This is a genomic window from Paenibacillus agri (assembly GCF_013359945.1).
In the GTDB taxonomy this organism is placed as follows: Bacteria; Bacillota; Bacilli; order Paenibacillales; family Paenibacillaceae; genus Paenibacillus_AQ; species Paenibacillus_AQ agri.
Genome location: NZ_JABWCS010000210.1, coordinates 64,777 through 88,050 on the forward strand (window position 1 = coordinate 64,777; position 23,274 = coordinate 88,050).

19 protein-coding genes are annotated in these 23,274 nt (G+C 50.0%); 5 read left to right on the plus strand and 14 right to left on the minus strand.

The window, feature by feature from the left end; translation table 11 throughout:
- Positions 1–73: 73 nt before the first annotated feature.
- Together HPT30_RS15020 and HPT30_RS15025 are read right to left on the minus strand one after the other, a co-directional pair.
- The gene (locus HPT30_RS15020; protein WP_175372164.1) at positions 74–1,096 is read right to left on the minus strand and encodes a response regulator; all 1,023 of its coding nucleotides are present in this window, start codon (positions 1,094–1,096) and stop codon (positions 74–76) included.
- Positions 1,089–2,831, minus strand: a complete 1,743-nt coding sequence (locus tag HPT30_RS15025; protein ID WP_175372165.1) for a cache domain-containing sensor histidine kinase — start codon at positions 2,829–2,831, stop codon at positions 1,089–1,091. The genes HPT30_RS15020 and HPT30_RS15025 overlap by 8 nt, the downstream gene beginning before the upstream one ends.
- Before the next feature lie 346 nt (positions 2,832–3,177).
- Between HPT30_RS15025 and HPT30_RS15030 the strand changes: the two genes are divergently transcribed.
- Positions 3,178–3,645, plus strand: coding sequence for a MarR family winged helix-turn-helix transcriptional regulator (locus tag HPT30_RS15030; RefSeq protein ID WP_066374506.1), 468 nt, complete (start codon positions 3,178–3,180; stop codon positions 3,643–3,645).
- 649 nt (positions 3,646–4,294) lie between these two features.
- Here the strand turns inward: HPT30_RS15030 and HPT30_RS15035 are convergent.
- From HPT30_RS15035 to HPT30_RS15045, 3 genes are all read right to left on the minus strand, one after another.
- Positions 4,295–5,794: an MDR family MFS transporter gene (locus HPT30_RS15035; protein ID WP_175372264.1), complete on the minus strand. Its 1,500-nt coding sequence runs from the start codon at positions 5,792–5,794 to the stop codon at positions 4,295–4,297.
- A gap of 10 nt (positions 5,795–5,804) precedes the next feature.
- Entirely contained in the window at positions 5,805–6,389 is a 585-nt protein-coding gene (locus HPT30_RS15040; RefSeq protein WP_175372166.1) for a GNAT family N-acetyltransferase, read from the minus strand.
- 167 nt (positions 6,390–6,556) lie between these two features.
- Positions 6,557–6,856, minus strand: a complete 300-nt coding sequence (locus tag HPT30_RS15045) for a hypothetical protein (RefSeq protein ID WP_175372167.1) — start codon at positions 6,854–6,856, stop codon at positions 6,557–6,559.
- Between the two features lie 223 nt (positions 6,857–7,079).
- On the opposite strand from HPT30_RS15045, the gene msrC reads away from it, so the two are divergent.
- Entirely contained in the window at positions 7,080–7,559 is a 480-nt protein-coding gene (gene msrC / locus HPT30_RS15050) for a free L-methionine (R)-S-oxide reductase MsrC (protein WP_175372168.1), read from the plus strand.
- A 91-nt stretch (positions 7,560–7,650) separates the two neighbouring features.
- Here msrC and HPT30_RS15055 read toward each other — a convergent pair whose 3' ends face one another.
- The 3 genes from HPT30_RS15055 to HPT30_RS15065 form a co-directional block, all read right to left on the minus strand.
- The gene (locus tag HPT30_RS15055; protein WP_175372169.1) at positions 7,651–10,083 is read right to left on the minus strand and encodes a glycogen/starch/alpha-glucan phosphorylase; all 2,433 of its coding nucleotides are present in this window, start codon (positions 10,081–10,083) and stop codon (positions 7,651–7,653) included.
- Positions 10,084–10,159: 76 nt separating this feature from the next.
- On the minus strand, positions 10,160–11,263 hold the full coding sequence (gene glgD, locus HPT30_RS15060; RefSeq protein ID WP_175372170.1) for a glucose-1-phosphate adenylyltransferase subunit GlgD: 1,104 nt from the start codon (positions 11,261–11,263) through the stop codon (positions 10,160–10,162).
- Positions 11,264–11,287: 24 nt separating this feature from the next.
- Positions 11,288–12,451, minus strand: a complete 1,164-nt coding sequence (locus tag HPT30_RS15065) for a glucose-1-phosphate adenylyltransferase (RefSeq protein ID WP_175372171.1) — start codon at positions 12,449–12,451, stop codon at positions 11,288–11,290.
- A gap of 465 nt (positions 12,452–12,916) precedes the next feature.
- On the opposite strand from HPT30_RS15065, the gene HPT30_RS15070 reads away from it, so the two are divergent.
- From HPT30_RS15070 to HPT30_RS15080, 3 genes are all read left to right on the plus strand, one after another.
- Positions 12,917–13,603: a response regulator transcription factor gene (locus HPT30_RS15070; RefSeq protein WP_175372172.1), complete on the plus strand. Its 687-nt coding sequence runs from the start codon at positions 12,917–12,919 to the stop codon at positions 13,601–13,603.
- Entirely contained in the window at positions 13,600–15,228 is a 1,629-nt protein-coding gene (locus HPT30_RS15075) for a sensor histidine kinase (RefSeq protein WP_175372173.1), read from the plus strand. The genes HPT30_RS15070 and HPT30_RS15075 overlap by 4 nt, the downstream gene beginning before the upstream one ends.
- Positions 15,229–15,381: 153 nt before the next feature.
- Entirely contained in the window at positions 15,382–15,876 is a 495-nt protein-coding gene (locus HPT30_RS15080; RefSeq protein WP_175372174.1) for a hypothetical protein, read from the plus strand.
- A 352-nt stretch (positions 15,877–16,228) separates the two neighbouring features.
- Here HPT30_RS15080 and HPT30_RS15085 read toward each other — a convergent pair whose 3' ends face one another.
- The 6 genes from HPT30_RS15085 to HPT30_RS15110 form a co-directional block, all read right to left on the minus strand.
- Positions 16,229–16,558 carry a hypothetical protein gene (locus HPT30_RS15085; protein WP_175372175.1) on the minus strand — a complete coding sequence of 110 codons (330 nt, stop codon included), beginning with the start codon at positions 16,556–16,558 and terminating at the stop codon, positions 16,229–16,231.
- Positions 16,559–16,604: 46 nt separating this feature from the next.
- A complete protein-coding gene (locus HPT30_RS15090) occupies positions 16,605–17,585 on the minus strand; it encodes a glycosyltransferase family 2 protein (protein WP_175372176.1) in 981 nt (326 codons plus the stop codon).
- Between the two features lie 90 nt (positions 17,586–17,675).
- Positions 17,676–20,225 (minus strand): glycosyltransferase family 39 protein, encoded by a 2,550-nt coding sequence (locus tag HPT30_RS15095; protein WP_175372177.1) that lies wholly within the window; start codon positions 20,223–20,225, stop codon positions 17,676–17,678.
- Positions 20,226–21,195: 970 nt separating this feature from the next.
- The gene (locus HPT30_RS15100) at positions 21,196–21,738 is read right to left on the minus strand and encodes a DUF1697 domain-containing protein (protein ID WP_175372178.1); all 543 of its coding nucleotides are present in this window, start codon (positions 21,736–21,738) and stop codon (positions 21,196–21,198) included.
- Positions 21,739–21,766: 28 nt separating this feature from the next.
- On the minus strand, positions 21,767–22,579 hold the full coding sequence (locus HPT30_RS15105) for a phosphotransferase family protein (protein WP_175372179.1): 813 nt from the start codon (positions 22,577–22,579) through the stop codon (positions 21,767–21,769).
- 43 nt (positions 22,580–22,622) lie between these two features.
- Positions 22,623–23,249, minus strand: coding sequence for an alpha/beta hydrolase (locus HPT30_RS15110; RefSeq protein ID WP_175372180.1), 627 nt, complete (start codon positions 23,247–23,249; stop codon positions 22,623–22,625).
- Positions 23,250–23,274 lie beyond the last annotated feature (25 nt).

The following is a 23,274-nucleotide window of genomic DNA, read 5'->3' on the forward strand; positions in this document are numbered from 1 at the left end:
AAAAAAAGAAAAAAACCACGTAAGAGACCATGGTTTTGATGGGATGTGGAAAATATAGGCTGAAATAATAAGTTTACGAAGTAGATGTTTGTTTGAACTCACTGGGCAGCATCCCTGTCGCGTCTTTAAAAATCCGGCTGAAGTACCGCTGATCCGTAAACCCGCATTGTTCAGCAATCCAGTAAATGGGCTGGTTCGTGTAACGGAGCAGTTGCTTGGCTCGCTCAATACTGACCCATTGCATATAGGACGTGAATGACATCCGCATAACTTCTTTAAAGGATATGCTGAAATAGCTTTGGCTTAAGTTCACTTCTCTGGCGAGGCCGGACTGCTTCAGCGGTTCCTCCCGGTCTTCCAGGATCAGGCTGATGGCACGGATAATCGATACCAGAACCTCCTCATTGTAGCCGGAAGCCCGCAGCCACTTTTGCAAGCGTTGGCGCTGGATCACTAACCGGGATACGTTGTGGTTACCTGAACCACTCTCCGGTAAAAGATCGTTCTTTTCAAATCGGGGGAAGGCCTGATGGACAAAATCATACCAATTCCCGATCGCCGTCTGCAGGTCAAGTCCATTATTCTTCGCTTGCATGAAATCCATTAGACGCTCAAATTCCTCATCTGGAAACACCCATGCAAGTTTGTGCATTTCTTGATCCAACATCGCCGTCGTCATCTCAGGCGCTGCTCCTGAAGCCGCTGGTTCCACCTCTGCCTGATTGACAGCTGCAGCAATCCGGCCCAGTAGAGCATTCAGGTCTTGGTCCTCCAGCTGTGTTTTGACAATATAATCGATAGCGCCGAGGCGGAGTGCTTGCTGAATATAATTAAAATCCTGGTGGCAGGTTAGAATAACCGCCTTGACTGGCGAATGGATCTCATTCAGATGTTCGATGAGTTCAAGTCCCGACATCCCCGGCATCGTAATATCCGTTACCAGCAGGCGAATAGAATGGGTGTGCATGAACTCCAAAGCCTTCTCGGCACTGGCTGCTTCCCCGACAATTCGAATGCCATGCTGCTCCCAGGGAAGCATAACCCGCAAGCCTTTACGGACCAGACCTTCATCATCGACTATGAGAGCTTCAATCATTCTGTACCCTCTCCTCCCTGATCACAGTAGGCAGCTTCATTACAATAGAGGTCCCCGCATCAGGATGACTTTCCACAATCCATTCTGCTGAATCACCGTAGTAAACCTCAAGCATTTTGCGTACATATCGCAGACCAATCCCTAAGCCGGACCCTTGATCAATTCGTTCTTCACTTAGCATCTCTGTCAGCTTCGTCGCCGGTATGCCGGAGCCGTTATCGCGCACCTCAATCATAAGCGTATCCGAATTTGCCAGCACAGCAAGCACGGTAATCTCACCCTCATCTTGATTAAAAGCATGATATAGAGCGTTTTCAACAAGGGGTTGCAGAATAAATCTCGGCACCTGTATGTCCAGAAGCTCATCCGGAACTTGAATGTCCACGTTAAATATATGGTCATAGCGTATATTTTGCAATTCAATATAATCTTTCAAAGCGGCAATTTCCGCCCTTAATTCGACAATAATATTCTGCTTGCCGAGATTAAAATGCAGCACTCTTGTAAAGATCGTCACTAGCTGCGCTATGTTGCTCTGACCCTGCATACGGGCTAACCATTGAATCGTATTCAAGGTGTTATGCAAAAAATGCGGGTTGATCTGCACCAGCAATTTCTCCACCTCGAGCTTGCCGCGCCGTTTCTCTTTTTCCTCTACGTCTGTAATCAGCTCATGTATGCGGTTTCGCATCTCTGTAATATTGTAAAGAATATGGTTAAATTCAACCAGCCCGGTATCGGTAGGAGGGTCAGCAACACGCTGCTGCCTGAAATTCAAAATCTCATGATTCACCATTCGCAGCGGCCGATACACCATGCGCCAGACGCCCCAAGCCAGCGACACCCCAAACAAAAGCGACAAAAGCGAGAACAGAATAAACTGCGAAATCCATTTGTTGATTTCATGCTTGTAATCCTTCATAGGCACGAACTGATACAGCTTCCACCCATGCTGTCCCTTCGCTTCAAAAGCTTTATAGCCAGCGGGCAGCGGATGCGCCCCGTTGATGGCCGCTGATGAGGCTTCCGGCAAGTTACTGAATAACAATTCGCCGCTGTCATTCATCAGTGTGTAATAGAGATGATCCCCGGGAGAACGGCCAGAGGTATCGGCAAATTGATCGCTGAAGCCAACCACCTTAATCTCAATATATACATAGAGCGGCGGCCTTGGAGAATTCTCCAGCTTCCGCATCAATGAAAATACAAGATTGTTATCCGTTCGGGTAAGCGTGCGGTCAGGCCCATAATAGGAGAAATTACGCTGCTGAAACAACAACTTTAAGCGCTCCGGTTCAAATCCGGCAAGATCAGGTGAATTCGGAAACATCACTTTCTGACTGGAATCCGGAGAATAGAAGAACATGGCGACCAGATTGGGATTAGAGAAGTTTACATTGGCCATGGACGATGAGATATTCCTGTACAGAGTTGAACGTTCATAAGGGGCCGTGCTATCCAAAAAGCGTACCACATCACGGCCAATACCACCCTCTATGTCGAGGAGCTGGGATACCCGTTCCATTTCTTCGATTTTCCGTTCCAGCTCTTCCTTTTGCCATATCACGCTATTCTGCAAATCCTGATCGATCTTCTGCGTCTGTACGGTGTAAATCCAGCGGTAAGAAATAAAACCAATGACGACAATCGGAAAGATAGCCGCCAGTACCAGCACGAAGGCCAACCGCCCCCGCAGCGACCGGAAATTGAAATAGGTTCGGTTCGAATGAAGCAAGACAACACTCCCTTTTTTCTGCCCGCAAACCAAGCTGATGACTCAAGTGTGTCACAAGTGAAACTTCCGCATATCCCCTCCATTATACCGTCCGATTCCTGCAGAACAACCAAAAAATCTTTGCTTTATTGCGGAAAAAGAAGAGAAACTGGACCAGTTCAAAAAATTGTTTGATTTTTAATAATTAAAAGTGTGCTCATTGTGACAAATCACATGTTCTTCTGCGTTTCTTTAACGTATTGTAAAGTTATCTCAGGATCGCTGCACAGGTGACCCTAGCAATACAGGCATTGACATCAAACCGTGCGACGCGTTCACACGATTAACTTATAGAGGGTGGAGAGACATGATACAATCTTATGAACGTGATACTCAATTAACACTGCATTTGTACCGGGTATTTGCCAAGTCTTTCAAGAGCATCAATGAGCACGCCGTTACTGGTAGCAAGATCGAGGGTTTCAATCCGACAGCCTTCGCTGTTATGGAAGTTCTGTACTATAAAGGGCCGCAGCCAATCCAGCAGATCGGGGCCAAGCTTCTGTTGCAAAGCGGCAACGTTACTTATGTCATCGACAAGCTAGAGGAGCGCGGCTATCTGCAGCGCAAGCCTTGCCCAAGTGACCGGCGGGTAATCTTTGCCGAGTTAACAGCGGAAGGCGAACGCCTGATGAACGAGATGTATCCGAAGTATTCGGAGAGACTGCATCTGGCGTTCAGCGGGCTAAGCGACGAAGAGAAAGAACAGATGATTGTGCTGCTCAAGAAGATGGGGCTACAAGCTGAGAAGCTGTCTCCACTCCCGCGCAAGTAAGGGAACTGAGCAGTATAGCTGCACTTGGCCACGATGGGATTTTCATCAAAGTGTACTAAACAAAATGTACCTCCGAATACAGAACAAAAGGCTCTCACCCTTCCACCGTTTGCGAAGGATGAGAGCCTTTTGCCAAGCCCTAATAAGGACACTATATTAATCGAATGTAAATTCAAATAGAAGACCTGGCGTGATTCTGATGAAGTTAGCACTGTAGGACACAAACTTACCCTTGAACTGTCTTCTTAACAATGAGAAAATGGTCATTTTCCTCAACTAAGAGCATTTTTGTATCTTATATTCTTGAAATATAGGTGAAATAGGGGAATAAGGTCATTATTGTATCTTATTTTCGAAAAACTACGCTGAAAGTACTATTTCGGAAGAATTAAGATACATTTTTGCCTCTAATCCCCACTTCCCCTTGACTAAAGAATAATTAAGATACAAAAATGTCGTTAATTGCACCCCTCACCCTAATTAGCTCTTCCCATGAAAATTAAGATACGATTCTGCAATTGATCTCCAAATGAGCGGATTTTTCGAAATATAAGATACCTTATCACCTTGATCACAACAACCACGGTAACTTTACGTTTTGCACCGTCTGCGCAAGTAAACTATCGAGACAAGCTTTACGCATGACACCTTACGCTTTCTTCAAAGACAGACCTTCCTCTGAAGCAGAAGGCACTCCGCTGCGGAGCCCAAAGCTGAAGATCAAGGATAATACGGAAATCACGGCCATCACGATAAACAGGGAGTGAAGACCCCCTTCAAGTGCACCACGGAGAGTAGTCCCGGCTTCTCCTGATAGGGAGCTTCCGCCATGAGGGTTCAGTAATTGGTTAATATCGCCCCCGGCGTTCTCCCCACCCGGCTGTTTCGACAGCAGGCCGTTAATTTTCAAATTAAGCCACGAACCAAAAATCGCCACACCGACCGTCTGTCCCAGTGAACGGGTAAATGTGTTCAAGGCTGTAGAAGCTCCGCGCTGCTCATGCCCTACTGAGGACTGGGCAATGATAGTGAACACGATCGAAGCAAAGCCAAAACCAATCCCGGCTACCGTCATCAGAATTAATAGCAGTGCCTGCGATGAATTCTCTGCAAGGAAGATTAACCCAACTACGCCTGCAGCTATGAAAAAGGTGCCGATGAGACCTGCCCGGCGGGCACCCGTGCGGAGAATCATTCGACCGCCCGCGAAAGAACCAAATACCCAGGCTACGGACAAAGGTGCCAGCACTACCCCGGAAATCGTTGCACTTTGGCCCTTCACACCCTGTACCCAAAGCGGGATATACGTAGATAGCCCGATAATAAGCATACTGACCAGTACATTAGCCACTGTGGATACGGAAATGTTCCGGATCCGGAATAGCTCCAGCGGAAGCATCGGCTCAGCCACACGTCGCTCTACCATGACGAACACAAATAGCAGGATTATAGATGCCCCTAAGATGGAGAGCAGCAGCGGCGAAGACCAAGGCAGATTCTGACCGCCGACTGTAAGCCCAAAGAGCAGCGCACTCATCCCGGCGGCAAACAGCAGCACACCTGCGACATCAATATGTGCTTTCCGGCGCACTTTTCCTTCCTTCAGATAACGCGCGATGAATACAATAGAAAGCAGGCCAAAGGGCAGATTGAATACAAATACCCAGCGCCAGCTTAAATAATCGACGACATACCCGCCAAGGAGCGGGCCAATCAACGAGGAAATCCCCCAGACAGAACTTAGTAGTCCTTGTTTCTTGGCTCGCTCTTCAAGGTTGTAGATATCACCCATAATCGTAAAGGTCATCGGAATCAGCGCCCCAGCGCCAATCCCCTGAATGGCCCTGAACACAATCAGTTGTTCCATACTTTGCGAAATCCCGCATAGCAACGAGCCCAGCAAAAAGACCGCGGTACCGCCGATAAAGACAGGCTTGCGGCCGAACAGGTCACTGATTTTGCCGAAGATTGGCGTACTGACAGCCATAGCCAGCAAATAAGCAGTGAATATCCAGCTCAGCCATTGAATACCCTGAAAATCACCGACGATCGCCGGACCGGCAGGGCCAGTTACGGTACCCTCAATCGCAGCTAAAAAGGTAGCCAGCAGGACACCAATCAAAATAAGCCGGCGTTCTTTCTCTCCCATGTTGCTCAATTTAATCCGAACCTTCTCTCTCTAAGTAATCTCTCCGAAAGTCTTGTCGGAGCAAGGCGTACAGAACGGAATCTTCATAGCCTGAGGGGGTATGACGATACTGCCGCAGCAGGCCCTCGCGTTCGAAGCCAAGCGAAGACATCAGACGTGCAGCTCTCGTGTTGACCGGATGACACAGTGCCTCAATCCGGTTCAGCCCCATCTGCCTGAACCCGTAATCGAGCAGTAGCTTTAGCGCTTCTGTCATATAACCTTGTCCCCAAAAGGCAGGCGTCAGTTCACAGCCAATCTCACCGCGGTACGCACCGTCAAACTGCCAGTAATTGAAGCCGCAGCTACCGATAAGCTGTCCGCCGGGCAACACGATGCACCAGCGCTTGCTCTCTTCCTCCAGCGCCATTTGCAGAAGGAGCGCCACCAGTTCCTGAGTCTCCTCCACCGAGACCAGCGGTGGAGCCCCCAGCCAGCGGGCAACACTGTGATCACTCCAGATGACATGCAGTGCAGCCGCGTCATCCATCGATAACGCCCGCAGCCTTACTCGGGTTCCCACAAGCTCAGGCATATCCTCATTGTCTGACTCCACGCTCTCGCCTCCTCAACTTTACTTATTATACATCAATTTGCAGACTCCTCTTGCAGAAGAGAGGGCATATCCATGAAAATGCTGTTCTGCACACAAAAACAGCGTCCGTAATCAGGCAGCAACTAATGCCCGACTATAGACGCTTATGTTTATTTATCTTTACCATATTACCCTGTAGTTCCTGCCGCCTTAACCGGCTTCAGCACTTCCGTGCAGAGAACCCCCAGCTTGTCCTGTATAGCCTTGAATTCTTCAATGCCTGTGCCCGTGAGGCTGTAGGCATCATCATGGGCGGTCAGGAAATTCTCCTGAGTCAGCCTTTCCAGTTCCTGCTTCACTTCACGTTCAGCCACCCGGTACCCTAGTTTCTCCAGTTCAGGCTGCATCCCCGCAATCGTTAGATCCTTCTCATGTGCAAAATAGAGCATGTGAATTCCTATGAACAAGTTCTGTACATCGGCGCGCATATTCCACTCCTTCCGGCCATGAGCCTTCGGTATTTATTAATGCATTACCCTTGGGCCTGCCAGCGGAAACATTGACCTGTTACTTTCCAGTCCATGGATACCGGCTTGATCGAGTTTTTATGCTTCATCCGCTTAAGGCTTGACGTACCTTCCGGGCTGTACTATGTTGGTAGATACAGTTAAGGAATTATACTGACTCAAAGGTACAGGAAGGTGATACTTTATGTTTCAGGCTATGCCTTATGATGGAACACGCAGCGAGCAATTCGAGATGGTTCTGACTCAGCTCGTAGCACTCATCAAGGATGAACCTAGCGCAATGGCCAATCTGGCCAATGCCTCAGCACTGCTTAAACACGCTCTGCCGGACACGAACTGGGCCGGTTTTTACTTATTCGATGGCAACGAGCTGGTACTGGGGCCCTTCCAGGGATTGCCTGCCTGCATCCGTATTCCACTGGGCCGCGGGGTATGCGGTACAGCTGCAACAGAGCGCCGCACACTGGTCGTGGACGATGTCCATACCTTCCCAGGGCATATCGCCTGTGACGCCGCTTCTAACAGCGAGATTGTGGTTCCACTGATCAGAGGTGGGGAGCTGCTCGGCGTTCTGGATATCGACAGTCCGCTCAAGGACCGTTTTGACGACGAAGAGCGCCGTTTTCTGGAACGCTTCGCAGCGATTATCGTGGAAGCTATCTAAGCCCTGTCGTCTCATAAAAAACACAACAAGAACGGCTGTCCTCTCTATTACGAGAGGCGCAGCCGTTCTTGTGTTTACTTATCTATTGCCACTAGAGCAACACAGGGTGGATGTTCCAAATCTCGGACGCATAACGGCTAATGGTATTGTCACTGGAGAATTTGCCGGAATGACCGATGTTGATAATCGATTTCTTGACCCACTCCTTACGATTGCGGTAAGCCAGATCAATCTCGACCTGGGTCTCGACATAACTGGCAAAATCCTTGAGGACGAAGAACTCATCATTGTTATCCAACAGCGAGTGATAAATAGTCTCAAATTCCTGAGTGTGGTTGCAAATTGGCCCTGGTGTAATCAACTGATCCAGCACCTCTTTAACCCTGCCGTCGCCATTATAGACATCCCGGGCGTTATAACCGCCATGCTGGTAATAATCGAGCACCTGCTCCGCCCGCAGGCCGAACAGGAACATGTTGTTGTCGCCCACCATTTCATGCATCTCCACGTTGGCCCCGTCCATCGTCCCGATGGTTAACGCACCATTCATCATGAATTTCATGTTGCCGGTGCCGGATGCTTCTTTACTTGCTGTAGAAATCTGCTCACTGACATCCGCTGCGGGAATGATCTTCTCAGCCAGGGAAACCGAGTAATTTTCCAGGAAGAAAATCTTCACCTTGCCCTTAATATCAGGATCATTATTGACAACATCGGCCACAGTATTGATGAGCTTGATGATCCGCTTCGCCAGATGATAGCTTGGCGCAGCCTTGGCCCCGAAGATGAAGGTACGCGGCACCATATCCATCGACGGATTATCTTTGATCTGATTGTAAAGATGGATAATATGCAGAATATTCAGCAGTTGACGTTTATAGGCATGCAGCCGCTTTACCTGAACGTCAAAGATGGAATCGGGATCTACCCATACCCCATGTTTGCTGTTGATATATTCAGCCAGCCGGAGCTTGTTACGGCGTTTGATACCAGCGATTTGCTCCTGAAAAGACGCATCCTCACAGTATTTGATCAGCCCGATCATCTCTTGCGGATGATGCTTCCAACGGGTGCCGATGGAGTCATTGATCAAGCCAGCCAATTCAGGGTTAGCGTGTAGTAGCCAACGCCGGTGCGTAATTCCGTTCGTCTTATTGTTAAAACGATGCGGGTACATCTCGTTGAACAGCCGCATTTCACGCTTTTTTAGAATATCCGTGTGCAGCGCCGCCACTCCGTTCACACTGTGGCTGGCGACAATCGCCAGATGCGCCATCCGCACTTGATCGTCATGAATAATCGCCATCTGCGCGATGCGATCCTGATCGCCGGGATAACGGCTCATCAGCTCACCACAGAAACGGGCATTGATCTCCTCAATAATGAGGAAGATACGCGGCAGCAATTCTTTTACCATCTGCAGCGGCCACTTCTCCAGTGCCTCGCTCAGAATGGTATGGTTCGTATAAGAGACCATCCGGGTCGTTATATCCCACGCCTGATCCCAGCCAAATCCCTTCTCATCCATCAGAATCCGCATCAGCTCAGGGATCACCAGCGTAGGATGTGTATCGTTTATATGCAGGGCCACCTTGTTCGGCAGCTCCTCATAGGGCAGATCCAGCTTCCCGAAGGTTCTCAAAATACTTTGCAGACCTGCGCTACACAGGAAGTATTGCTGCTTCAGCCGCAGCAGCTTGCCTTCATACTCTGTATCATCGGGGTAGAGAAATTCCGAGATGGATTCAACGGATCGTTTGTATTCCAGGTATTTGTGGTAATCCGTTCCGCCGAGCACCCCGAGTGTCCGGGACGGCTGCGTAATCGACTCCGCACTCCAGTTACGAAGCGTGTTCACATGCCTGTGATCAGCCCCAATAATGGGAATGTCGTAAGGCACCGCCCGCACAGCCTCGTAGTCTTTATGCGTAAAAATCAATTCTCCATCCTTGGCATCCGTCTCCACCCGTCCCCAGAAACGCACCTCCACGGCCTTGTCTTCACGGCGTACCTCCCATACGTTATCCTTCTGCAGCCAGTAATCAGGCAGCTCCACCTGATACCCGTCAACAATCTTCTGCTCGAACAGACCGTATTTGTATCGTATCCCGCACCCATGCCCCGCATATTGCAGGGAAGCCAGCGAGTCCAGGAAGCAAGCCGCCAGACGTCCGAGACCACCATTGCCGAGGCCCGCATCTGCTTCCTCCTCTTCAACATCCTGAAGGGTAAAGCCAAGGTCAGTCAGTCCCTCACGCACAAGCTCCAGCACACCCATATTCAACAGGTTATTGCCGAGAAGCCTGCCGATCAGAAACTCCATTGAAAAATAGTATACCTGCTTATCCTTATCAGCCTTGTACTTCTGGTTCGTATCTGCCCAATTACTTCCAGCGCGTTCGCGGATCATGCTTCCCAAAATATTGTAGACATCGGCGTTCGAAGCTTCTGCGAGCGGTTTGCCCAAATTTCCGATGAGTCTCTCGCGGAACACTTGTTTGAAGGTTTCTTTATCGTTAAACAACAGATGGTTCCTCCTAACAATGCTTTTTTAGTAAAACAACCGACAGACAACAACCGGATTTCCCGGGTTCCTCCTGCTAAATCTTACTGCTCTTGGCGATGACGAATGGACGTTTATGATCTCCGACAAGGATGCGTTCCCTGCTGAGATGGACGTCCTTATCCATAATGACATTCTCAATGACGGCATCCTCTTCGATCACACATTTCTGCATAATGACCGAGTTGATAATCCTTGCGCCCTTTCGGACCTGTACTCCCCGGAAAATAATGCTATTCTCCACTGTACCGCCGATAATGCAGCCGTTGGCTACCAGCGAGTTGCTGACATTCGCGCTCTCCAGATAACGGGTTGGCGCTTCATATTTGATCTTCGTCTGCACCGGATTCTCCCGGAACAGGCTGAAGTAATTGTCCTGCCGGAGCAATTCAAGGCTGTTCTTATAATAGCTCTCCAAAGAATTGATAACAGCATGATAACCATGGTATTCATAGGCGGCAATCTTCAGCTTGTGACGCTGCTTCTGGATGACATCCCGGAAGAAATAACTCTCCCCATGGGCGATGCAGTATTCGACCTTCTCCAGAAACAGTTCTTTTTCCATAATAAAAATATCAAGATAGAGGTTGGGGTGGTCCTTCTCGTGGTGGATTTCGGTGACCTGTTGGTCTTCATCGCATTCGATACGTCGGCACAAATCATGCTCCGGCTGGAGATGCTCGATTTTCTTATAGACGAGCGTAACATCGGCGCCCTTCTCGAGATGATAGCGATAGAGATCCTGAAGGTCGATCGTATTGACGTGCTGGCTGCCCGAGAACACGATGTATTTGGCGGAGGCCCGCTTGAAGAAATCGAGATTGTTGTGGTAGTGCTGGAGGTCACCTTGTGAGGTGTCGGTCGGGTCGTTCCAGTCCGGTGGCAAAATAAACAGTCCGCCATGCTTGCGGTTCATATCCCATGACTTCCCGTCACCCAGATGGTCCATAAGCGAGCGGTATTTGCGGCGGACGAATAGCCCCACACTCTCCAGATCCGCACGCATCATATTGGAGAGCACAAAGTCAATCAGACGGTAACGGCTGGCAAAAGGCACGGCTGCGCCGCAGCGGAAATAGGTTAGCTCATTCAGCTTATCGAGTTCATGATCCAGATTGATTACACCCATCAGTTGCTTCATCGGATTCCACCGTCCTCTACATGGTTATATGGTTTTGGCTGCAACGGAAATACGTTTCTTGCTTCTATTGTCGACCAGCAGAATTTCTTCCTCATTCTCCCGCTGAGTGCCAATCTCCATATAATCCTCAATCACCGTGTTCTCGCTGATGATTGCCTTGTGTATCCGTACATTCTTGCCGATCTTGACCTTGGGCATGATCACCGAATCCGTGATTAGACTGCCCTCACCGATCTCCACGCCGTAAAAGAGTACCGAGTGCTTAACTTCACCAGAGACGATGCAGCCCTCGTTAATAATGCTGCCGGAGACGTTAGCTCCGGGGGCTACATATTGGGCCGGTTGGTTCGGATTACGGGTAAAGATGCGCCAGCCGGGATCATTGAGATTGAGCGGCGGCTCGTCGCTGAGCAGGTCCATGTTCGCTTGCCAGAGACTGGTCACTGTGCCCACATCCCGCCAGTAGCCTTCAAACGGATACGCGTAGAGCGACTGGCCGTCCGCCAGCATCAGGGGAATGATATCCTTACCGAAATCATGGGAGGAATCAGCGTTCTCCCCATCCTCCAGCAGATGCCGCCGAAGCACTTCCCATTTGAAAATATATACGCCCATTGAAGCAAGTGTGCTTTTCGGCTGCGCAGGCTTTTCCTCAAACTCATAAATCTTAAGGTCATCCTCCGTATTAAGTATGCCAAAACGGCTGGCTTCCTCCAGCGGAACGTCGATCACCGAGATCGTGCAATCGGCCCCCCGCTCCTTGTGGTATTGAAGCATAGCGTTGTAGTCCATTTTATAAATGTGGTCACCCGAGAGAATCAGTACATGCTCCGGATCGAATTGATCCACAAATTTGAGATTGCGGTAAATCGCATCCGCCGTTCCCCTGTACCAACTGCTTCCGTTCTCCCGCTCATGCGGCGGCAGCACGAATACCCCACCGTTTTTGCGGTTCAAATCCCAGTCACTGCCTACGCCAATGTATGAGTGCAGTACGAGCGGTTCATATTGCGTGAGCACCCCCACCGTGTCAATCCCTGAATTGGAGCAGTTACTTAAAGGAAAATCAATAATACGATAGGTTCCTCCAAAATAAACAGCTGGCTTGGCAAGTGATTTGGTCAATCCCTTCAACCTTTTCCCTTGGCCTCCTGCCAATAGCATGGCTACCATTTCTTTTTTCTTCATGGAAGAGCCTCCCTTGACTTATGGGTATCAAAGCTTCTGCAGTAAATAAGGTTGAGTGATTAAGAAGTGGAATGGATAGAATGACGCCTGAAATCAAAATTCCAGAAAGAAGTGAAACACAAAGAAATGAGTTGAGATAGGAAACTTAGACAAGGTTACAAACGGGGAAGCGGGGTCGTTCTAATGACCTACCTTGACTGGAGAGGGCTCTCCATACCGGGTAAGTTATTCTTATTGTAAATTGTTCGCTAGCCGCCGTCAAAACCCTTTCTCACAGGAATGAAAAATAAGAAAATATAACCCTATTGCCTATTAAGCACATGAATCTCTTATCCTATTGATTAACCACTGCGCAGCATGTTGAAGAAAGTCGTTTTTCAAGGGCACAGCAGTGCATGCCGCATCTTCAGCAAACGTTCAAAAAGTTGTGGCATAATAGGGTATCAGAACTTTGGAGGGATCGGAATGAAAGCTACCCAAGGCGTCAGGCTGCTGCTTGTTGATGATGAGCTGCATATTCTGCAGTTTCTGGAACTGGGCTTGATCAATGAAGGGTTTGAAGTAAGAACGGCTCCCGACGGGCTGACTGCTATTGCCGAGGCCGCCGATTTCAAGCCGCATGTCGCCATTCTGGATGTTATGATGCCGGGAATGGACGGTTTCGAGGTGTGTCACTATCTCCGTTCAGAAGAGAACGACATCGCGGTGATTATGCTGACCGCCAAAGACGAGGTCGATGACCGGGTCAAAGGTCTGTCGATTGGTGCAGACGACTATATGATCAAGCCGTTCAGCTTTGAAGAGCTGCTGGCAAGAATACAAGCCCGGCTGCGCAACCAGTTCCCCGGTCTGCTGGGCGAGGTACGCCTCGGTTCCTTCCGCATTGACGGGAGAGGCAAGGAAATCCGTTTCCGTGGCGAGGTGCTGGAGCTGTCGCCCACCGAATATGAGCTGCTCCAGTATCTTGTAATGAACCATGGTCTCGTTCTTAGCAAACCCATGATTCTGGACAAGGTATGGGGCTATGATTTCGGCGGAGAGGAGAATATCGTAGAGGTGTATATCCGTTCCCTGCGCGAAAAGCTGGGCGATAAAGAACATCGTATTATCCGTACTCTGCGCGGTGCCGGCTACCGGGTGGATCTGGAATGACCGGGCCATCGCGTAAGGGGGGCAACCTTGGAGTGGCTGCGCGTGGACAAAGTAGACTTCGCACGGTATGGGATCGTTTTGCTCCCCGCTCCCTCCGCAAACAGCTGTTGTCCATCTCGCTGCTGATCCTGTCCATGCTGCTGCTGCTCATTGGTGTATTGCAATATATCCTGATGCGCAACTTCACCTATACGAACAGAGCGGAGGCTATGGAAGCTCAACTGCGGTCTGTTCCCCGTGAGTTCTTCTTTAACTTCTTAAATTATTCTTTGAGGGATGATGCAGGTACAAGCAAACCTAATGAGAATCTAGGCAGCGGCGGGAACGGTAGCCGCTTCGATAATCCGGCCGGAAGCATAGTGCCCGGCAACTTCCGCAACGGTACAGGACGGCCACTATTGCTGGACGCTCACGCGACCCTTGCCATTTACAGCTCGGATGGCACCTTCAAGGATTTTCAGCAGGATACGCTGTCTACGACGGCTGCTCCCAGATTAACCAATGAAGAATATCAGGAACTGATGAAGCGGACACCCGATCGGGCCACAGGTAAATATAAGCTGATCACCGCCGAAGACGGCAGCGAGCATCTTGCTGTCTTCATGAATCTGGGCAGGCCGGGAAATTCAAGGCTGCTGCTGCAAATGACGGTTGAAACCGGTCCGCTGAAGGATATCATCCTCCAGCAGCTGCTCATCTTCGCTGCCTTGTCCCTGGCAGCCCTGCTCGCCGGCTTGTTCTTGTATCTGCCTGCACTGCGAAAGACGCTCGTCCCCCTGTCCAATATGGGGGACGCCGCCCAGCGCATTGATGCCGGCAACCTGGATGTGCGGTTCCCGGTGTTTCAAGGACAGATGGAGATCGACAAGCTGTCCCAATCGTTCAACGCGATGCTTGAGCGGCTGGAGGTCTCTTTCCGCAACGAGCGGGAAGCCAAAGAGCAGATGCGGCGCTTCGCCGCTGATGCGTCTCATGAGCTGCGGACTCCCTTGACCTCCATCCACGGCTTTCTGGAGGTCCTGCTTCGCGGCGCTGCCGACAACAGTGAGCAGCTGTACAGTGCGCTTAACAGTATGCATGGCGAATCGAAGCGGATCAACAAGCTGGTGGAGGACCTGCTGCTGCTGGCCCGTATGGACGGCGCACCGCAGCTGCGCCTGGCAGATCTTGAGCTCGGCGGCATTCTGAAAGAGATGACGCCAGGTCTGTTGCTGCTGGCCGGGAACCGCCGGGTCAGCTTCGATATTGCCTACGGCATCCATGGTCTCTATGATGCCGACAAAATCAAACAGGTGATTCTGAACCTGTTCCACAATGCAGTGCAGCACACAGATGACCACGAGGGCGTCATCCGCATTTCGCTGCATGCCCGGGGGCCGCGGGCGGAGCTGACCGTGAGCGACAATGGCTCCGGCATCACTGCCGAGCATCTGCCCCGCGTCTTCGACCGCTTCTACCGCAGCGATTCCTCCCGGACCCGCAAATACGGGGGATCCGGGCTGGGCCTGTCGATCTCGAAGTCGATCGTCGAAGCCCATGGCGGGGACATCAGCGTCACCAGCATTCCGGGTGTAGAAACAGTTTTCAAGATATCCCTCCCTTGTCTGGAAGGAATAGCCAAATAGTGACTATTCAAGTTATAATAGCAAGTACCGGGGATACGCCGGAGCTTGCTATTTTTGTTGCCTAGGCAAAGATATAGAGAGAGCTGGGAGCCAGCGGTATATTTTGATCACAGCTAGGATTTGTAAATCTCTTAAGAGAGGTGAATTCACAGTATGAAGAAGCTTCTATGGATATTATGTTTAACAGCACTGGCGACTATCTTAATCACGGGATGCAATACCAATAAAGCGGAGAATGCAGCGATTCAAGCTGCTGAAACCTACAAAAATAAAGAATACTACGTAGCAGCCTCAGATAACTTGCTCTCTATCGAATCCATTGAAAAGCGGAATGAGGAAATGAAGCCCTTTTTTACAGAAAACTTTTCTGAAAAAGCAATTGCTACCCGCTATACAACCTTACCCGTAAGTGTAGCTCATACCCATCAGGCGTCGGTTACATCAGAGAATCTTAAATTCACAGTATTAGATCAGACGGATGATTGGACCGATTTAAAGTATACGGCTGACCTTGTCTTATTGGATCAAGAGAATAAGGAGATTGCCCGGGTTCCATTGGAAGGGATTTTGACTTTATTTCTTGTGGATGGCAAATGGCTTGTGCAAGGAGATAGGTTTGACAAAGTTGCGTTTCAAAAACTGTTATAAACAACCTGTTCTTACGGTTGGGGATCGTTGGAGTCCGGTCGAAGACTGGTTAGGGAACGGTTTGGGGCTGGTTGGACTCGTTTGGGACTCGTTTGGGACTCGTTTGAGACTACTGAAGACTGTTTGAAACTGGTTGAGACATATTGAGGCTGATTGACACTACTTAAGTACTGCTGCAAACTAGTTGGAGACTGCTTGAGACAGACTAGTGACTGGCTGCACTCAAGGTTTAGTCTGATTCACCGCCTATAACTGGATTTTCTCCCGCTAATTCCCCTTTATACCCGAAAGCTCACTGCAATAACTGGAATTTCTCCAGTTATTCTGGCCTTGCGAGGTCATATCTGCTAAATTACCGATGATTAACGGGAGGATTTCCAGCTAAATAATAAAAAACAGGATTTTCCTCCGGATTAACTGGAGAAAATCCTGTTACTGAAACGGAGATGCTCGCAGCGCAAACATTCGCTGCTAGGGCATCCCCTATTTTAGTAAAACGAACAAAGAGAAACAAAGCTCTTCTAATCCAACACCCCGGCGAAGCTTTTCTGCATAAATACTTACATACATATACTTCCTTACCCGCTTCACTACTCGCTTCCTTCCTTAGTCCCTTACTTGCTTTCTTGGTCCCTTCCTCACGCACTTCCTTACCTACTTCCTTACCTACTTCCTTACGCACTTCCTTCTTTCTTCACTTCTTTATTTACTGCTTTCCTTCTTGACCGTTATTTGTTCAGCTGAATCTTGCGCTTCTCCTGAACCACCTGCGGCTGGCCTCCGTATACTTCCTGCACAATATACAGCGGACGTCCTTTAGTCTCGTCATAAATGCGGCCGACATACTCTCCGAGAATGCCGAGCATGACCAGCACGAATCCGTTGAATGTCAGGGTGATGCCGATCATCGATGCCCAGCCTTTTACCACAGAATCCGTGAAAATAGCCAGATACAGCACATACATCAGGTAGAGAAAACCAGCAGCTGACAGTACCCCACCAAGATACCCTGCCAATTTCAGCGGCTTGTACGAGAAAGATGTGATACCGTCCAGGGACAGTTTGATCATGCGCTTCAGCGGATATTTGGTCTCACCTGCAAGGCGTTCGTCGCGCTCGTATTCGATGGCTTTTTGCCGAAAACCAACCCAGCTGACGAGCCCGCGTACAAAGCGGTTTTTCTCAGGCAGGCGCTTTAGCTGGTCACAAACTTTACGGTCGATAAGACGGAAATCGCCCGTATCTACCGGGATTGATATATCCGTGGAGTAGCGTAGTACCCGGTAAAAGAGGCTTGCCGTCCATTTTTTGAACAATGATTCCCCGCGTCGCTTCACCCGTTTGGCATATACCACTTCAAAGCCTACTTTCCACTCTTCTATCATCTCCAGAACCAGCTCAGGCGGGTCTTGAAGATCGGCGTCAATAATGACAATCGCATCGCCTTGGGCATAATCCATGCCTGCCGTGATCGCCACCTGATGCCCGAAGTTACGGGAGAGGTCGATCAAGCGGACACTCTCATCCCAGTGGCTGTACTCCTCGATCATCTCTGCGCAATGGTCGGTGCTGCCGTCATTGACAAAAAGGAGTTCGTACGTCTCGCCTGTTGTACCCATTACTTTTTTGATCCGCCGGTATGTCTCCTGAATGACTGCCTCCTCGTTAAACATCGGTATGATAATGGAATAGCGTATGGTTGCACTCATGGACGCTACCTCCTTTAAGGGGAATGATCAAGCACGCCCGGCACCTCACAATCCCCAGCGTGCTTGCTTGTTATGATTAAAGCCATCCTGTTACTTCAAAGTAACCTCGTATAGGGTCCCGCTGCTGGCCGTTGCACCTGCTCCCTGCCAATCCGCCGCAGGAACCTCGGTTCCATTCTCGGTAATCCAGGTTGTCAGTTCGCTGTTTCCGCCGCGACCACCCATGCCACCGCCGGAAATGAGGAAATATTTAACTTTCCCACTCTCCACCAATGCCTTCAGAGAGTCAGGAGTGTAGACCTCGTCAGAGGCATTAAATCCATTAAGAATCACTACGGAAGCATTGTTGTCGATGATATAAGGTCCGGCTGTCCCATAATCCATAGCCGCGAACAAGTATTGCTCGCCGGAATTATGCTCTTCCAGATAAGTTAGCAGGGCTTCGTTAACCCCTTCGCTGCCGCGCCCGCCGAAGCCGCCCCTACCGCCAGCAAAGTTGCCTGCACCTCCACCGAAGTTACCAGTGCCATCACCAAAGCTGCCCGCACTGCCTCCCAAGTCATCCGCGTTGCCACCAGAGTCGCCCGCACCTCCACCAAAGCCGCCCGCACTGCCACCAGAGTTGCCCGCACCTCCACCGAAGTTACCAGTGCCACCACCAAAGTTAGCCCCGCCGCCTAGTGCATTTGGATCGTCGCCACTGGCACCGAAACCAGCATTCACGCGCATACCGCCAGGGCCAGAGTTGCTGTCAGGCCCCGCTGCCGGGGTCATGCTGTTGGAACCATAGGCAATCGGTGTTACCGCCCAGTAAAGGGGACCGATCAACAACACCAGCAGCCCTGCCACCGCGGTGGCATGCACGAATGATTGCTCTTTACCCTTGAAAATAACGAGCAGCAGGGTCGCTGCGATACCCGCAGCCAAAATCCCGATGGACCATCCGCTGCCAATGGTGCTGTCGTAAGGGTGTAGAATATACCACTGCAGGGCCACCGTAGCTAATATAGCTGCCGGAAGCAGCCAGGAGCGCCAGCCGGAGCGCTCACGGTACTGACTCCACAGCTGTATCCAGCCTGCACCAGCCAGTGCGGCAATCGGTGGAGCCATCATGATCAGGTAATACTGGTGGAAGAACCCGGCGATGCTGAAGAAGCCCATTACCGGCACCAGCCAAGCCAACCAGAAAATCGCCTCTTTATGCTTCTGCGTGAAGTTTCTTCTGCGCAGACTGGCGAACAGCCCGATGCAAGCAAAAGCTACGAGTGGCAGCAGCCAGCTAGCCTGACCAGACAGGTCGGACTGGAAGAGCCGCAGCGGTCCGGGCGTACCTGTGTGGAACATTCCACCACCACCGCCGAATCCGCCTTGACCTCCCTGGCTCCAGTCCCGTTGTCGTCCATCGGAGTTCATGCCATTTCCCGGAGGAAAACCCTGTAGCCCTCCGTTCATCTGGCCAACGGTAGAACCTCCGCCTGGCTGTCCTCCCTGTCCTGCTCCTTGCCCGTCGTTTACTGCGCCTTGCCGTCCTCCCTGCCCTGCTCCTTGCCCGTCGTTGACTACATCTTGCTGACCGTCCGCAGTACCAATGCCCGCGGCCATGCCGCTGCTTCTGCCGCCCATGCCTCGGGCGCCATTTGCGCCCCGTCCAGCCATTCCTCCCATCCCGGATCTGCCGCCATCTATCCCGGATGCGTTGCTATTTCCTCCGTCCATCCCAGACCCATTGCCGTTAGCACCGTCCATCCCGGACGCTTTGCCATTGCCTCCGTCCGGCGCTTCGCCATTCCATGCAGGCATCCCATTCATATTTGGCATGCCACCGCCGCCAAACTCGGCACCGGTGCTGCGGTCTCCCGTTAACCGTGAGACTCCGTTATACCCAAAAGCCAGATTGAGCACAGAATTGGTGCCACTGCTTCCTATAAAGGGACGCTTATCCGCCGGTATAGAGTCGACAACTACCGCCCATGACAATGAGACTACCAGCATGACTGCTGTGCTTGCTGCCAGTACAGCTGTTTTTCGCTTCCAGCCCACCTTGGCTGCCAGGAGATAGAACAGGTAGAATGCCGGAAGCACCATGTAAGCCTGCAGCATCTTTTCATTGAATCCGACCCCAATCAGCGCGAAGGCGGCAAGCAGACTCCCTATACGATTCCTCTGAGTCCCTTTGAAAAGAAACCAGACTGCCAGCAGCAACGTGAATACCAGCATCGCATCAATATTATTCGTGCGGCTAACCGCAGCAGCTACTGGAGTCGAAGCCATCACCAGTGCGGCAATGCGTGCAGCGCTTCTACCATAGGTTGGTTTAACCAGCAGATATACTAGCAAAACTGAGCCCACTCCAGCCAGCGCCTGCGGTAAAATCACACTCCAGCCATGCAGCCCGAAAATCAGGGCAAAGAGGCTCTGAATCCAGAACGTTACCGGCGGCTTATCCACCGTTACCGAGCCTGCCGAATCCAGGGAAGCAAAAAAGAAATTATGAAAGCTCTGCAGCATGCTCCCTACAGCTGTTGTGTAATAGGTATTAACATAGTGATCATTCCAAATGCCATAGCCATACAGAAATGCTGCAAGGAGTAGAATAAAAGGTAAAATTAGATCCGGTCCCTGCTTTTTGATCGTTGACATACGTCCCCCACACTCCCATCACTCTTGAACTTATCTTGCGGTATGCCTCTACTTCGTTTCGATAATCCTTGTTCCGCAGATGTAGTATCGCATCCGTACCTTAATGGACAATGAGTGCCCGCTGAATGTTTGCTGAATAACATTTTCAGGGACGTTGCAATGGTGGCAATATCTGAACGAATACATTGGTTACATACTGCAATGACTGCAATAGTTGCAATGGTTTCAGTCGTTTCAGTCGTTTCAGTCGTTTCAGTCGTTAATCGCACAACGCAAAAAGCCCCACTGCCCTTTTCCGGGCGAGCGGAGCTTCCTTCTAATATTTTTATTCCTCTATAAGCCAAGCAAAAGAAATTAACAAAAAGCGAAGATTAGCCAAGAGGTAAGTTTGGAACTGTAGGCGCATAGCGCCCGCCTGCAAGCTTCTCATAAAAACTGTCGCAAATTCTGTTTGAACAATTCCAGCACAATAAGGCGCATAGCACCCGCCTGCAAGCTTTCCATAGGTAAGCTAGTACCAGAACATATACTGTCAACAGATTTCAACCACTAGAAGCAGTGTATCCCCTTCACCTTCCATCGTCTTAACAATGAAAAAGAGGGGGCACCTCCCTAACTAACGGCATTTTTGTACCTTATTTTTCTTTTATTTGGGCAAAACAAGGAAATAAGGGCATTATTGTATCTTATTTTCCGAAAAAGCACGCCAGACGGGGTATTCTGGAAGATTTAAGGTACAATATTGCACTTAATCTCCACGAACCCTTAGCAAAAGAGGATTTAAGGTACGAAAATGCCGTTAATTACACTTCTTATATAAACCTTCTTTTTTCTTGGCTATGTTTGTTATTTTAAATGCGCTCGATATAGTATTTTCCTTGGCTAACATTCAATTTGGATCCACGACCAATGTTAATGATTCATTCTCAGAGAGGGGAACAATTTTTCTTGAAATTCTATTTAAAACATCTCAAGCCCTACACAGAGCAGCCAGCTTGTTGACTGTACTCCAGTTGCGTGCCGTGAGAGGCATGCCAAGGATTTTATCCACAGGGACTTTAAAAAGCGCCGACTTGCTCACACTGATCTCATACAATGTGTACATCTCCCTGCCGATAAAACGGATTTTGTCTGGGCCATCTTCATAAGGAAGCAGCTTCTCAAGCGCCTCCGCCGAAGGCTCCGCTGCCAGAAAAGAAACGTACAGCCGCTTGAAGTCCTCCGGCTCGCTCAGATCAAACGGGTTATCTGTGATAACCCGCTCCAATTCCTCCTGTGTCCGTATAATGACGGAGACCTCAAAGCCAAATACACTCTCGATCTGCCGCTCAATCGCTTCGCCCACTGCACTATATGACGTTTCGCTGCTCTCGAAAACAACGTTGCCGCTCTGAATATACGTCCTGACATTCTCATAGCCTAGGGATTGGAACATCGCCTTCAAATCCTGCATCTTAATGATTTTGTTACCCCCGACATTAATCCCCCGGAGCAACGCAATATAGATTGGCATCTCGTACACTTCCTTACTGAATTTGAAGTTAACCAGCGGTGAGCGTTGCCAGACGTTTACGAATCTCCCGGACCAGCTGCTCTTTCTCAGCCACTGGAAGCCACTCTGTTAACCGAGCTGCGGCGACTGGAAGAATCCAGCGCTCGATCTCTTCTCTAGTTTGCCCCGAGAGCTTCAGATATTCCCGTAAATAATCCTTTGTCAGGCGTTTTCTTATAAAGCCGATCACCAATTTGGCAATGGCGGGTGTCCCCTCAGGCACTACCCCCATGCTGAACATGACAACAGACCTTGCAGCATCTCCGGCTGGATCTCCAGCAAGACCGGTCATCCAATCGATAATCCATACCTGCCCATCCATAAGTATATTATCCGGGTGAAAATCGCCATGACACAGCTTGCCGCCCACCGGAAGAGTATCCAGATAGGAGAGAATGGCTTGTTTCTCCGATTCATTTAGCAGGGGTGCTTCGTGTATGCTCCACTTCAGCCTCTCCTTTTGCACTCCGAGGTCTTCACCTGCATCTAGCGTATGTAGATCATAATGCAGCTTTGCCAGCTTGCGGGCATATTGACCAACCTTCCATGGACTTTTGCCAAGCAAGGTCAATACTGACGAACCCTCAATCTGCTGAAACACAATGCCGCTCCGCCCCTCGACCTCTGCCAGCTCTATGGGCTGTGGAGTCCGAATCCCTAGGGTATGTGCGTACACGCTGATACTATATTCCTTCGTTACCTGATCTGCCGGAATCCCTTCCCGGTACAATTTCAGCACCTTACGATCCCCATACTCCCAAATCTCCGCTGTTCTGCCCTCTCCAACCAGCTTTCCCTTCATGCCGTTTCCCCCATTTCCGAATGGTTCAGCACGTGACTATGGATTACTGCTTTAGACAACGCTGGAAAAATTCATGATACATATTAATAATGACAATAAGTATGGCCAATGACTCTTTGACGTTCCCAACTTCCAGAGAGTGATTGGCATCGTCAATCCGGTATACCTTAATATTACGCAGTCCGGCCAGTTCACGGGAATGCGGCTCACTGAACAATGGATCGGCGCTGCCGTAGATCACACTCCCCCGGCTTTGTTCAATTAATGGCAGTGCATCCGGGATCGGGGTTAGATACAGATGCTCAATCTGTTGGCTGGCCTTCAGAGTAGCGGCGGTTTTGCCGGCAATGACCGTACCAATACTTTTGCTGATGAACAATATCTTCTCATACTTAGGCACAGAGGTGATGGCATTCGTACACTCTTCCACAATGATGCCAATATCCTCCCGCTTCATCTCTACTCTGGCGCTCTGATAGCCATATTCGAGCTGAAGGATGTCACAGTTATACTCCGCAGCTACCTTGGCGGCATATTCCAGCAGCGGGCGTTCTGCCGAATAATTTTTGCCGGGAAAAATAACCGCCAGTACCTTAGACCCTCGCGTAATATGCTTGTGCCGTACCTCCCTGCCCCAATATGAGGGCATTACAACGCTGTTAACACTCATAGATGACGCTCCCTCCTGTCAGCAA